Below are 12,572 nucleotides of genomic sequence, written 5' to 3' on the forward strand. Positions count from 1 at the left end.
TGCTGCGGGGCGGGCGTCAGTCGTTGCCGAGACCGGCGGCGTCGACGGGCTTCTTGCCTTCGGCCTTGAGAACCTTGTTCAGCAGCCGCAGGTCGTAGATGCCCTTGAGGTCCGGCCTCTGGAGCAGACCGGCCTTGACGGCGTGGTCCGCCTCCAGCCGGAGCGTGGCGGCCAGCGGGTCGTCGGTGACGTCGGTGTTCTTGAAGGCCGGGCCGATGATGTCGGCGGGCAGCGCCTTGCCGGAGATCTGCGGGTCGGCGAGCTTGTCGTTGAGCGCCTTGACCGCCTCGGCGGGGTGCGAGCGGATCCAGGCGTTGGTCCGCACGGAGGCGCGCAGCACCGCCTCGACGGCCTTGGGGTGCTCGGCCAGGAATTTCTGCGAGACGATCACGTTCGTGATGACGAACTTGCCGTCCTTCCACAGGTCCTTCTCGTCCAGCAGCGTCTTGCCGCCGATGCTGACGAGCTTGGCGGCGGTCGGCTCGGGCACCCAGGCGGCGTCGATGGTGCCCTGCTGGAAGGCGGTCGGCGTCACCTTGTTCTCGGTGCGCTGGACGGTGACGTCGCCCTTGCCGGTGGTGGCGTCGACGTCGTAGCCCTTCTCCGCCAGGTAGTTGAGGAGCGCCACGTCCTGGGTGTTGCCCAGCTGCGGGGTGGCGATCTTCTTGCCCTTGAGGTCGTCGAGGCTCTTGATCTTCTTCGGGTCGACCACGAGCGAGACGCCGCCGGAGGCCGAGCCGCCGATGATCTTCAGGCTCTTGCCGTGGGACTTGGCGTAGCCGTTGATCGCGGGGGAGGGGCCGATCCAGCCGATGTCGATGGCGCCGGAGTTGAGCGCCTCGATCTCGGCGGGGCCCGCGTTGAAGACCGACGGCTTCACCGCCGTGCCGCCCAACTCCTTCTGGAACAGACCCTTCTGGAGGCCGATCAGCGGGGTGGCGTGGGTGACGTTCCCGAAGAAGCCGATCTTGACGGTGTCCAGGCCGTCGGTCTTCGGCCCCTTGGCGGCAACCTGAGCCGCCGGGTCCTTCCTGGCCTCGGAGCCGTAGCCGCAGGCGCTGACCGCCCCGAGCAGCAGCAGGGCGAGGGCGGCAGCCGCCGGATGGCGGGGTCGAACGGCAGGCACGGGAGGCGTTCCTCTCGTAGGGCCGGGGCAGTACGCGCCCCTCTAGGGCGCGCCCGGCGGTGCGACGGGTCTTCGTACGGGCGTGAGCGGGCAGGCGGAGTGGTGCGTCGTCAGCTCACACATCGGCCGACTCCGCCCTGCCCACTGCCGAGGGCGCCGCTGCCGATGCGGCCGCCCTCCTTCGCGAAGGTCGAGAACACGTCCTGGTGCACGGTCAGAAGTCCCAGCCCTCGTCGTCGGCCGCGGCTTCCTCGGCCGCCTGCGCCGCGAAGGCGGTGCCCGCCATGCCCGCGGTCAGCGTGGTGCCGTCCGACGGGTCGATCAGCAGGAAGGAGCCGGTGCGGCGGGAGTCGGCGTAGGCGTCCAGCGCCAGTGGTTCGGCGGTACGGATACGGACCCGGCCGATGTCGTTCGCCGCCAGTTCGCCGGGCGCCGGGTGCTGGGAAAGATCGTCCAGCGTCAGCCGCGACGGGATCTCCTTGACGATCGCCTTGACGGTGCGGGTGGTGTGCTTGAGCAGCACCCGCTGCCCGGCGGTGAGCGGACGGTCGGCGACATGGCAGACCGTCGCCTCGACGTCCTGGGTGACGGCCGGGGCGCCCGCCGCGGGGGCGAGCAGGTCGCCGCGGGAGATGTCGAGGTCGTCGGCGAGCGTGACGGTGACCGACTGCGGTGCCCAGGCGGCGTCGACGGCCCGGCCGAGCATGTCGATGCCGGTGACGGTGGAGGTGCGGCCGGACGGCAGCACGCTCACCGCATCGCCGACGCGCAGCACACCGGAGGCCATCTGACCTGCGTAGCCGCGGTAGTCGGGGTGGTCGGCGGTCTGCGGCCGGATGACGTACTGGACCGGGAAGCGGGCCGGGTCGTGTGCCGGGTCGGTGTCGACGGGCACGGTCTCCAGGTGCTCCAGGACGGTCGGGCCGCCGTACCAGTCCATGTGCGCCGACGGGGACACCACGTTGTCACCGGCGAGCGCGGAGATCGGGATGGCGGTGACCTCCGGGACGCCCAGCGACGCCGCGTAGGCCGTGAACTCCTCGGCGATGGCGGCGAAGACCGGCTCGGCGTAGTCGACCAGGTCCATCTTGTTGACGGCCAGCACGACGTGCGGGACGCGCAGCAGGGCGGCGACGGCGGCGTGCCGGCGGGTCTGCTCGACCACGCCGTTGCGGGCGTCGACGAGGACGACGGCCAGTTCGGCGGTGGAGGCGCCGGTGACCATGTTGCGGGTGTACTGCACGTGCCCGGGGGTGTCGGCCAGGATGAAGCGGCGCCGCGGGGTGGCGAAGTAGCGGTAGGCGACGTCGATGGTGATGCCCTGCTCGCGCTCGGCGCGCAGCCCGTCGGTCAGCAGCGCCAGGTCGGGCGCTTCCTGGCCGCGGCCCAGCGAGGCCCGCTCGACGGCTTCGAGCTGGTCGGCGAGGACCGACTTGGAGTCGTGCAGCAACCGCCCGACCAGCGTGGACTTGCCGTCGTCGACGCTTCCGGCGGTGGCGAACCGCAGCAGCGAGGCCGCTTCGTGCTCAACAACAGTGCTCATGGCTAGAAGTACCCCTCGCGCTTGCGGTCCTCCATGGCGGCCTCGGACATCTTGTCGTCGGCCCGCGTCGCGCCCCGCTCGGTGAGGCGGGAGGCGGCGATCTCGGCGATGACCGCCTCGATGGTGGCGGCGTCGGAGTCGACGGCGCCGGTGCAGGACATGTCGCCGACGGTGCGGTAGCGCACCGTCCGGGTCTCCAGGCGCTCGCCGTCCTTGAGGCCGCCCCACCCGCCGGGCGACAGCCACATGCCGTTACGGGAGAAGACCTCCCGCTCGTGCGCGTAGTAGATGGCGGGCAGTTCGATCTTCTCGCGGCCGATGTACTGCCACACGTCCAGCTCGGTCCAGTTGGACAGCGGGAAGACGCGGACGTGTTCGCCGGGGGAGTGGCGGCCGTTGTAGAGCTGCCACAGCTCGGGGCGCTGGCGGCGCGGGTCCCAGCCGCCGAACTCGTCGCGGAGCGAGAAGACGCGCTCCTTGGCGCGGGCCTTCTCCTCGTCGCGCCGGCCCCCGCCGAAGACCGCGTCGAAGCGGCCCTCGGTGATGCCGTCGAGCAGCGGCACGGTCTGCAGCGGGTTGCGCAGCCCGTCGGGGCGTTCGCGCAGCTCACCGCGGTCGATGTAGTCCTGGACGGCGGCGATGTGCAGCCGCAGCCGGTGCTCGGCGACCACTCGGTCGCGGTAGTCGATGACCTCGGGGAAGTTGTGCCCGGTGTCCACGTGGAGCAGGGCGAACGGCACCGGCGCGGGGGCGAACGCCTTCAGCGCCAGGTGCAGCATGACGATGGAGTCCTTGCCGCCGGAGAAGAGGATCACCGGCCGCTCGAACTCGCCCGCCACCTCGCGGAAGATGTGGACCGCCTCCGACTCCAGGGCGTCCAGGTGCGACAGCGCGTACGGGCCGGTGCCGCCGGTGCTCCCGGCGGCAGCGGTGGTGGTCGTGGTCATGCTGCCCCTTTCGTCGGGCTGTCCTTCGCCGCGCGCCCCGGCCCGGGGCGGCGCCGCCGCGGCGGGTTCGGGGGCGCTCACGCCAGGCCCCGTTCGGTGAGCAGGGCGTGCAGCGCCGCCGCGGACTCCGGCACGGTCTGGGTGTGCGAGGCGATCCGCAGATCGGGCGCCTCGGGCTGCTCGTACGGGTCGTCGACGCCGGTCAGTCCGGAGATCTCACCGGCCGCCTGCTTGGCGTAGAGCCCCTTGACGTCCCGCTCGGAGCAGACCTCGACGGGCGTGGCGACATGCACCTCCAGATACGGGGTGCCCTCGGCCCGGTGGCGTTCGCGGACCGCCGCGCGGGAGTCGGCGTACGGGGCGATGACCGGTACCAGCGTGGTGACGCCGTTGCGGGCGAGGAGTTCGGCGACGAAGCCGATGCGCCGGACGTTGGTGTCGCGGTCGGCGCGGCTGAAGCCGAGTCCGGCGGAGAGGAAGGTGCGGATCTCGTCGCCGTCGAGGACCTCGACACGGCGGCCCTCGGCGCGCAGCCGGTCGGCGAGGGCACGGGCGAGGGTGGTCTTGCCGGCGCTCGGCAGGCCCGTCAGCCACACGGTGGCGCCGGTCATGGGTATCTCCTCAACTTCCGCTGCGGCAAACGCAGGTGGTCGGTGTGTCATCCGTGCAGTCCGCACTCGGTCTTGTTGCTGCCGGCCCAGCGCCCGGCCCGCGCGTCCTCACCGGCGCGGATCCGTCGGGTGCACGGGGCGCAGCCGACGGAGGCGTAGCCGTCCTGGAGCAGCGGGTTGGTGAGCACGCCGTGCTCGGCGACGTACGCATCGACGTCCGCCTGCGTCCAGCGGGCGATCGGCGAGATCTTCACCTTGCCGCGGCGGGCGTCCCAGCCGACGACGGGGGTGTGGGCGCGGGTCGGCGACTCGTCGCGGCGCAGCCCGGTCGCCCAGGCGTCGTACCCGGCCAGCCCCTCCTCCAGCGGCTTGACCTTCCGCAGGGCGCAGCACAGGTCCGGGTCGCGGTCGTGCAGCTTCGGGCCGTACTCGGCGTCCTGCTCGGCCACCGACTGCCGGGGCGTCAGCGTGAGGACGGTGACGTCCATCACCGCGGCGACGGCGTCGCGGGTGCCGAGGGTTTCGGGGAAGTGGTAGCCGGTGTCGAGGAAGACGACGTCCACGCCGGGCGCGACGCGCGAGGCGAGGTGGGCGACGACCGCGTCCTCCATCGAGGAGGTGACGCAGAAGCGCGGCCCGAAGGTGTCGGCCGCCCACCGGAGGATGTCGAGCGGATCGGCCTCCTCCAGTTCGCGGCCCGCGCGCTCGGCGAGCTGCGGGAGTTCGGACGCGGTGGTCACGGGGCACCTCCGGCGGAGCCGTCGGACGGGGACGGGGCGAGGCCCTGTGTGAGCAGGCCGAGGAACTTCAGCCGGAAGGCGCGGTTGCAGGCGCGGCACTCCCAGGCGGCACCGGTGCCCCGTTCCGAGGGCGTCTCGGAGGGGCGCAGGTCCTCGTCACCGCAGTACGGGCAGTGGAACGGCGCGGCGCGTTCGCTCACTTCAGCGCACCTTCTTCCGCGCGGCCCACCCACTGGGCGAACCGCTCGCCCTCGGTGCGCTGCTCGGTGAAGGCGGTGAGCAGCCGCTCGATGTAGTCGGGGAGTTCGGCGGCGGTGACCTTCAGCCCGCGCACCTTGCGGCCGAAGCCCGCCGAAAGGCCCAGCGCGCCGCCCAGGTGCACCTGGTAGCCCTCGACCTGCTCGCCGTTGCCGTCCAGCATCAGCTGGCCCTTGAGACCGATGTCCGCGACCTGGATGCGGGCGCAGGCGTTGGGGCAGCCGTTGAGGTTGATGGTGACCGGCTCGTCGAAGTCCGGCAGGCGGCGCTCCAGTTCGTCGATGAGCGACGCGCCGCGGCCCTTGGTCTCGACGATGGCGAGCTTGCAGAACTCGATGCCGGTGCAGGCCATCGTGCCACGGCGGAACGGCGACGGGGTGACCCGCAGGTCCAGCGCCTCCAGCCCGGCGACGAGCGAGTCGACGCGGTCCTCGGTGACGTCGAGGACGAGCATCTTCTGCTCGGCGGTGGTGCGCACCCGGCCCGAGCCGTGGGCCACGGCCACCTCGGCGATCTTGGTGAGGGTGGCGCCGTCCACCCGGCCGACGCGCGGGGCGAAGCCGACGTAGAACCTGCCGTCCTTCTGGCGGTGCACCCCGACGTGGTCGCGCCAGCGCTGCGCGGGCTCGGCGGGGGCCGGGCCGTCGTGCAGCTTGCGGCCCAGGTAGTCGTCCTCCAGGACCTGGCGGAACTTCTCCGGGCCCCAGTCGGCGACGAGGAACTTCAGGCGGGCGCGGGTGCGCAGCCGGCGGTAGCCGTGGTCGCGGAAGATCGAGATGACGCCTTCGTGGACCTCGGCCGCCTCCTCGGCGGAGACCCAGGCGCCGAGCCGCACGCCGAGCTTGGGGTTGGTGGAGAGCCCGCCGCCGACCCAGACGTCGAAGCCGGGGCCCAGCTCCGGGTGGACGACGCCGACCAGCGAGATGTCGTTGATCTCGTGGGCGACGTCCAGCAGCGGGGAGCCGGAGACCGCGGTCTTGAACTTCCGCGGCAGGTTGGAGAATTCGGGGTTGCCGACGATCCGGCGGTGGATCTCCTCGATGACCGGCGTGCCGTCGATGATCTCGTCCTCGGCGATCCCGGCGACCGGTGAGCCGAGGATGGCGCGCGGGGTGTCCCCGCACGCCTCGGTGGTGGACAGGCCCACGCCCTCCAGGCGGCGCCAGATCTCCGGGACGTCCTCGATACGGATCCAGTGGAACTGGACGTTCTGCCGGTCGGTGATGTCGGCGGTGCCGCGCGCGAACTCCTGGGAGATCTCGCCGATCACCCGCAGCTGATCGGTGGTCAGCCGACCGCCGTCGATGCGTACCCGCAGCATGAAGAACTCGTCGTCCAGTTCCTCCGGCTCCAGCACCGCGGTCTTGCCGCCGTCGATCCCGGGGCGGCGCTGGGTGTAGAGGCCCCACCAACGCATCCGCCCGCGCAGGTCGTTGGGGTCGATGGAGTCGAAACCGCGCTGGGCGTAGATCGTCTCAATGCGTGTCCGCACATTGAGACCGTCGTCGTCCTTCTTGAACTGTTCGTTGCCGTTGAGCGGGGTGAAGTGACCGGCGGCCCACTGACCCTCGCCGCGGTGGCGTCCGGCCTTGCGGCGGGTCGTGGCAGCTGCGGGGCGTTCCGGGGTGGCGGCCATGGGTGTACGTCCTTCGGGGCGGCTCAAGGGAGGCGGGAGGGCGCGGGAAAACCCGCGGTGACCTGCGCGGACACGCGGTGGAGCGGCGCGCGGCGGCGCGTCGTGAAAGGGGGAGGGGAAAGGGTCTCGGAGCGTCCGCGACGACGGGGACGGCGGGTGCGGGGAAGTGCGGTGGTGCCGGCGGTGCTGCCGGGGCGGTGGCCCCTGGCCGATGCAGCGTCAGCGCACCGGACAGATCGCGCTGGACAGGCGGCCGAGGTCGACGTGGAGTCGGCTCACCAACGCAATTCCTGTTCGAGACATGACCGCAGCGTGGCACGCCGTTCTTGCGGCAGTCCACCATCGTCCGAAATCTGGACAGCATAGTCCCGGATCGCGAGATGCTGTGGTCTTGGTCACGCGCTCATCGTGCCCTACGGAGCCGCCGTACCGGGGCACGCGGACAGCGGCGCGCCCCGGTACGCGGCACCCCCGTCACACCGGGCGGGGCGCACCCTCCCAGGCCGGCAGCGCGGTGTCCCCGGCGCCCGGCCACGGCCCCGGCGTCCCGGTCACTGCCTCCTGCTCGACGGTGGTGTCGTACAGCCGGAAACCCCGCCGCTCGTAGTTGCGCAGCGCATGGCGCCCGTCCTTGCTGCAGGTGTGGACCCACACCCGCCGCGTCGGCGGCCGCCCCTCGTACCGCGCGCCCAGATCCCACGCCCGCGCGGTGCCGGACGACAGCAGATGGCCGCCGACGCCCTGCCCGCGGAAAGCCGGTATCAGACCGAAGTAGGCGATCTCGGTGACGCCGTCGGACCTGCCGTCCAGCTCGATGAAGCCCGCCGGGGTCCCGTGCACGTACGCCACCCAGGTCTCCACGCCCGACTGCGACAGATACTCCGCCCACCGCGCGTACGACCACCCCAGCCGGTCGGTCCACAGGATGTCGCCGCCGACGGCGGAGTAGAGGAACCGGCTGAACTCCGGCAGCGGGCGCTCGGCCCGGACGATACGGACGCCCTGCGCGGCGGGCGGCTCGGCGGCGGGCGCCAGATCGCCCGGCGCGGTCTGTTCGAGGTACCAGGTGGTGACGGTGAGGCTGCTCATGGCGGCAGCCAATCACGGCGCCCCCGCCGCCGGATGCCCGCCCCGGGGCGCGACGAGCCGGGCGAAGACGACGACGTTGCCGGCGTACCCGGAGCCCGCGTGGTAGCTGCCGCCGCAGGTCAGCAGCCGCAGCTCGGGGCGGCCCGTCGCACCGTAGACCTGCTCGGCGGGGAAACGGTCCTTGGCGAAGGTCCGCACGGCGTAGACGGCGAAGACCGCGCGGCGGCCGTCGCGGCGCCGCACCTCGACGGTGGCGCCCCGCTTCAGCCCGCCCAGACCGTAGAAGACCGCCGGGCCGGTGTAGCTGTCGACGTGCCCGACGAGGACGGCGGTGCCGCGTTCGCCGGGCGTCGGGGCGTCCCGGTACCAGCCGGTGACCCGGGTGTCGGCGGACGGCGGCGCCTCGATCGCGCCGTGTGCGTCCAGCCCGCGGGCGATCACCGGGGCGGACACCTGGAGCGCCGGGATCACCACCCGGTCGGGGACGGAGCGCGGCAACGGCGCCGCGGCCGGTGCGGGGCCGGCGGGCGCGGCGTGGGTGGGGCCGGGCCGTGGCGGGCCGCCCGGCCGGTCCGGCAGCCCCGTGCGGATCAGGAAGATCCCCGTCAGCGCGAGCAGCGCCAGCGCACCCCAGGGCCGCTGCCGCCGGGCCGCCGGCTCCGGGCGCCGCTCCGGCCACCCCGCCATCAGGCTCATCGCACTCCCTCCGCCACCCGCCGCGCGCCTCCGCTCCCGGCACCGTAGGCACGCGAGGCGCGACGGGCGATCGGGACAGGGCGAACGGGGGAGGCGGCCGGGAGGGCGGTGCGCGACACCCCGGGCGCGCCGGGGTCTTCAGGCGGCTGCCCGCGCGCCGGCCCGTGCCTCCTTCAGGCAGGGTCCCGGGGGGACGGCCGACGGGCCGCCCCGGGCGGACTCAGGCGTCCTGCGGGTACCAGCGCAGTTCGACGGTGTTGCCGTCCGGGTCCCGCACGTAGACGGAGGCGGCGGTGCCCCGGGCGCCGTAGCGCTCGCCGGGGCCGTCCAGCACGGTGAAGACGCCGGAGTCGATGACCTGCTGCCAGTCGAGCGGCTCGACCACCAGGCAGATGTGGTCGACGTTGGAGCCCTGCGGGCTCTCTTCGGACGCCTCGACGAGGTCGATGATCGTGGTCGGACTCACCCGCACGGAAGGGAAGGGCGCCGTGCCGGCCCGCCACTCCGCCACCCGCACCGGCTCCAGCCCCAGCGGGCCGGTGTAGAAGCCGAGCGAGCGCTCGATGTCGGCGACGTTGAGGACGAGATGGTCGAAAGCGATCACGCGCATAGCTGTCTCCGCGGGGTCGTGGCGCCGGGCGCCGGCAGGGGGGGGGCGGCGGTCCCGGACCCCCGGTCCGGGCCGGAGGCCGAACGCCGTGGTCCGCCGGGGGCCGCCGTTGTCCTCAGCATCGGCGACCAGGCATCCATCGGTCCAACACATGCTGGTCATCGGTATCCATCGTGTTCGATCATGGATCGATGGACCTGCAGCAGATGCGTTACGTCGTCGCGGTGGCGGAGACCGGGGGCTTCACCCGCGCCGCCGAGCGGTGCCATGTCGTCCAGTCCGCGCTCAGCCACCAAGTGGCCCGGTTGGAGCGGGAACTGGGGGCCCGGCTGTTCGAGCGGACCAGCCGCCGGGTGCGGCTGACCGCCGCCGGCGAGGCGTTCCTGCCCGCCGCCCGCCGGGCTCTGGAGGCGGCCGAGCGGGCCCGTGCGGACGTGGCGGCGGTCACCGGCGAGATACGGGGCGCGCTGACCGTGGGATCGATCCCCGCCGTGGCGTCCGTGGATCTCCCGGCGGTGCTGCGGGACTACCGCCTGCGCCACCCCCGGGTACGGATCAGCCTGCGGGCCGGCTCCAGCGAGCAGCTCGTCGAGCGGGTGCGTGACGGCCATCTGGACGCGGCACTCCTCGGCGTCCGGCCCGGATTCCTGCCGCAGGGCGTCCACGACCGGGAACTCGCCCGGACGCGGCACGTCGCGGTCGTCGCCCCGGACCACCCGCTGGCCCCGCGCGACACGGTGGACATCCGCCTCCTCGCCGAGGAGACCTTCGTGGACTTCGCCGACGGCAGCGCCGCCCGCGCCCAGTCGGACCGGGCGTTCGCGGCGCTCGGCCTGCGGCGTGAGGTCGCCTTCGAGGTGTCCGGGGTCGAACTCATGGCCCCCATGATCCGCCACGGACTGGGCATCGCCCTGTTGCCCGCGACGTTCGCCGCCGAACTCCACGGTCTGCGGACCGTACCGGTCACCGACGGGCCGGTACGGGTGGAACGCCTCGTCTGGAGCCGGTTCCCGCCGTCGCCCGCCGCCTCCGCCTTCCTCACCCTGCTGGGCGCCGGCACCCCGCCCGCCCCGGGGCCGGGCCCGGAGGATTCCTGACGGCCGGATACCGGGGCGGCCGGAGCCCGTTCCGTCAGGCGTCCCGCGACTCCCCCCGGGCCGCCCGCACCCCCGGCGCCACCGAGTGCGGCAGCAACTGACCTGGATCCGGGGGCATCCGCAGCTCCGGGACGATGCCGTCGGCGAAGCGGTACGGGCGGTGGGCCAGCAGCCCGGCGAGGTGGCGGCGGAGGCGGGAGAGTTCCGCGCGCACGGTGACCGCGCGGCCGCCGTCGCCGAAGAGGTCCCGGGCCAGCTCCGCGGCGGTCCGCCCCTCGGGGTGGGTGGCCAGCAGGAACAGCAGCTCGGCGTGGCGGGGGCTCAGCTCGTGCGTCCAACTGCCCGCCGGACCGCTGACCGTGAGCGCGGCGCGCCCGGGTTCGGCGAGGTCGAGCAGCGCCCGGCGCGGCTGCGGCGTGCGCTCCCCGCCGATGCGGATCAGCCAGCCGCCCGGCAACGGCTCCAGCGCGCACAGGCCGTGCCGCGGCAGCCACAGCGGCCCCGGCTCCGGCGCCTTCGGCAGCGCCACCCGGTCCGGCGGCGCCAGCCCCACCGCCCCCGCGACCCAGCCGTCCGGATCGACGGCCAGCGCCTGCCCGCCGATCCGCGCCAGTACCGGCGCCGCCGAGGACCGCAGCCGCTCCACCGACGCGTGGTGACGCTCCCGCAGCTCCCCCTCGGCCAGCTTCGCCACCGCCGACACCAGCGCGAGCGTCGCCGGATGGAACCCGTGCGCCGGCCCGCTGACGTCGACGGTGCCCAGCAGCCGCCCGTCGCGCGGATCGTGCAGCGGCGCGGCGGCACACGTCCACTGGTGGTGCGAGCGGACGAAGTGCTCCGCGCTGTGCACCAGGACGGGGCGCCGGGCCACCAGCGCGGTGCCGATGGCGTTGGTGCCGACGACCGGCTCCGTCCAGTCCGCGCCCTTGTCGAAGCCGTGCCGGTCGGCCATCCGCCGGACCGGCGCGCTCCCCTCCAGCCACAGGACCAGCCCGTCGGCGTCGGTGACGACCATGATCTGCTGCGCGGCGTCCGCGGCGGGCAGCAGCGTCTCGTGCAGCACCGGCAGCACCGCGGAGAGCGGCGAGGTGGCCTTGCGGTGCTCCAACTCGGCGACGTTCAGCGGGCGTTCGCGCCGGTCGCGGTCCGGGTCGACCCCGCAGCCGCGGACCCGGCGCCAGGACGCGTCGATGACGGCCCGCGGCGCCTCGGTGCCGTCGCCGGAGAGCGTCGCCTCCCGGAGCGCGGCGAGGCGGCGCGCGGTGGCGCGGGTGTCATGGGCGCCCACGTCGCCGTCGGTCGTTCTCTCGCTCACGCAACTCTCCGTCGTGCCGGGCCTCCCGTCCGGGCCGTGGTGCCGCCGGACGGCTGACGGCCTGCGGAGCAGGCCGTAACGGGAGAGCCCATTGCACCGACCGGTGCAACGGAGCGCAACCATTGTGACCTCCGATGTTCCCGGGGAACGTGTTCCCGGCAGCCGGCGGGGCACCGTCCCCCGCGGTTCCGGCCGGCCGCCCACTCCCCGTGCCCGTGCGGGAGGCCGGACACCGGGGAACGGCCGGCGCGACGGCACGGTGCGGCGGGTGCGGGACCGTTGCTGAAACGTCACGCCACTCCGGGCGGCGAGGCGTTGCCGTACGGGAACACCACCGCACCGGGCACCGTTGCCCGGAGTGCCACCGCAGCGGCGGGAGGACCGCGGAACGGAAAGAGCCGCGCCGGGTACCGGCGCGGTGGGGGCACACCCGCCGGTGCGGGAGGGAGAGCGCCATGAACGTGGCCGGCAACGCCGCGGCTCCGCGCGTCGTGGTGCTCGGCGCCGACGGACCGCTGCGCGCGGCGCGCGCCGACCGGCTGGCCGCGCACTACCGCGTCCCGCGCCGCGCCGCCGCCGACATCCCGGCGGCGCCGCACCCGCCGTCCACCGGTTACGTCGTCGACGCGGCGCCCGGCCTGCTCGCCCGCTTCACCGCGGCGGGCGGCCCGCCCCCGGCGCTGGCCTGCGCCGATCTGATGGTGCATCTGCGCACGGTGGCCGGCGGCGCCGGCGCCGCCCACCGGGCGATCCGCTACTACGAGGCCCGGGGCGTCCTCGTCGGCTTCCGGCCCGACGTCCCGGACGAGGAGTTGTACGTGGTCATCGAGGCGGCGCTGCGCGAACGCCGCGGCACACCGCCCGGCGCCCGGCCCTGAGGCCGTGCCGGGAGCCGCCAGGGCTC

14 protein-coding genes are annotated in these 12,572 nt (G+C 73.9%); 2 read left to right on the plus strand and 12 right to left on the minus strand.

All coding sequences use genetic code 11. The annotated features are described in order from the left end of the window. Positions 1-16: 16 nt before the first annotated feature. The 11 genes from ACF1BH_RS06510 to ACF1BH_RS06560 form a co-directional block, all read right to left on the minus strand. Positions 17-1,126 carry an aliphatic sulfonate ABC transporter substrate-binding protein gene (locus ACF1BH_RS06510; protein ID WP_391641282.1) on the minus strand — a complete coding sequence of 370 codons (1,110 nt, stop codon included), beginning with the start codon at positions 1,124-1,126 and terminating at the stop codon, positions 17-19. A gap of 214 nt (positions 1,127-1,340) precedes the next feature. After that, complete coding sequence (locus tag ACF1BH_RS06515) at positions 1,341-2,669, minus strand: sulfate adenylyltransferase subunit 1 (RefSeq protein WP_391641283.1); 1,329 nt, start codon at positions 2,667-2,669, stop codon at positions 1,341-1,343. 2 nt (positions 2,670-2,671) lie between these two features. Next, positions 2,672-3,616 carry a sulfate adenylyltransferase subunit CysD gene (cysD, locus tag ACF1BH_RS06520; protein ID WP_391641284.1) on the minus strand — a complete coding sequence of 315 codons (945 nt, stop codon included), beginning with the start codon at positions 3,614-3,616 and terminating at the stop codon, positions 2,672-2,674. A gap of 77 nt (positions 3,617-3,693) precedes the next feature. Then, positions 3,694-4,227 carry an adenylyl-sulfate kinase gene (cysC, locus tag ACF1BH_RS06525; protein WP_391641285.1) on the minus strand — a complete coding sequence of 178 codons (534 nt, stop codon included), beginning with the start codon at positions 4,225-4,227 and terminating at the stop codon, positions 3,694-3,696. A gap of 47 nt (positions 4,228-4,274) precedes the next feature. Then, entirely contained in the window at positions 4,275-4,967 is a 693-nt protein-coding gene (locus ACF1BH_RS06530) for a phosphoadenylyl-sulfate reductase (protein WP_391641286.1), read from the minus strand. Continuing rightward, on the minus strand, positions 4,964-5,167 hold the full coding sequence (locus ACF1BH_RS06535; RefSeq protein ID WP_391641287.1) for a hypothetical protein: 204 nt from the start codon (positions 5,165-5,167) through the stop codon (positions 4,964-4,966). Before ACF1BH_RS06535 ends, ACF1BH_RS06530 begins: the two co-directional genes overlap by 4 nt. Beyond that, positions 5,164-6,861, minus strand: a complete 1,698-nt coding sequence (locus ACF1BH_RS06540; RefSeq protein ID WP_391641288.1) for a nitrite/sulfite reductase — start codon at positions 6,859-6,861, stop codon at positions 5,164-5,166. Before ACF1BH_RS06540 ends, ACF1BH_RS06535 begins: the two co-directional genes overlap by 4 nt. A 219-nt stretch (positions 6,862-7,080) precedes the next feature. Further along, positions 7,081-7,164 carry a putative leader peptide gene (locus tag ACF1BH_RS06545; RefSeq protein WP_391641610.1) on the minus strand — a complete coding sequence of 28 codons (84 nt, stop codon included), beginning with the start codon at positions 7,162-7,164 and terminating at the stop codon, positions 7,081-7,083. A 171-nt stretch (positions 7,165-7,335) separates the two neighbouring features. Beyond that, entirely contained in the window at positions 7,336-7,950 is a 615-nt protein-coding gene (locus tag ACF1BH_RS06550; RefSeq protein WP_391641289.1) for a GNAT family N-acetyltransferase, read from the minus strand. 12 nt (positions 7,951-7,962) lie between these two features. Further along, positions 7,963-8,646 carry a class F sortase gene (locus ACF1BH_RS06555; RefSeq protein WP_391641290.1) on the minus strand — a complete coding sequence of 228 codons (684 nt, stop codon included), beginning with the start codon at positions 8,644-8,646 and terminating at the stop codon, positions 7,963-7,965. Between the two features lie 220 nt (positions 8,647-8,866). Continuing rightward, positions 8,867-9,256: a VOC family protein gene (locus ACF1BH_RS06560; protein WP_391641291.1), complete on the minus strand. Its 390-nt coding sequence runs from the start codon at positions 9,254-9,256 to the stop codon at positions 8,867-8,869. 191 nt (positions 9,257-9,447) lie between these two features. Here ACF1BH_RS06560 and ACF1BH_RS06565 point away from each other — a divergent pair, with 191 nt between their 5' ends. After that, positions 9,448-10,353 carry a LysR family transcriptional regulator gene (locus ACF1BH_RS06565; protein WP_391641292.1) on the plus strand — a complete coding sequence of 302 codons (906 nt, stop codon included), beginning with the start codon at positions 9,448-9,450 and terminating at the stop codon, positions 10,351-10,353. 34 nt (positions 10,354-10,387) lie between these two features. Here the strand turns inward: ACF1BH_RS06565 and ACF1BH_RS06570 are convergent, their stop codons facing one another. Beyond that, a complete protein-coding gene (locus ACF1BH_RS06570) occupies positions 10,388-11,668 on the minus strand; it encodes a GAF domain-containing protein (RefSeq protein ID WP_391641293.1) in 1,281 nt (426 codons plus the stop codon). A 455-nt stretch (positions 11,669-12,123) separates the two neighbouring features. On the opposite strand from ACF1BH_RS06570, the gene ACF1BH_RS06575 reads away from it, so the two are divergent. Further along, on the plus strand, positions 12,124-12,546 hold the full coding sequence (locus ACF1BH_RS06575; RefSeq protein WP_391641294.1) for a hypothetical protein: 423 nt from the start codon (positions 12,124-12,126) through the stop codon (positions 12,544-12,546). Positions 12,547-12,572: the final 26 nt, after the last annotated feature.

Origin of the sequence: Streptomyces sp. NPDC014733 (assembly GCF_043083385.1) — a bacterium.
Lineage (GTDB): Bacteria > Actinomycetota > Actinomycetes > Streptomycetales > Streptomycetaceae > Streptomyces.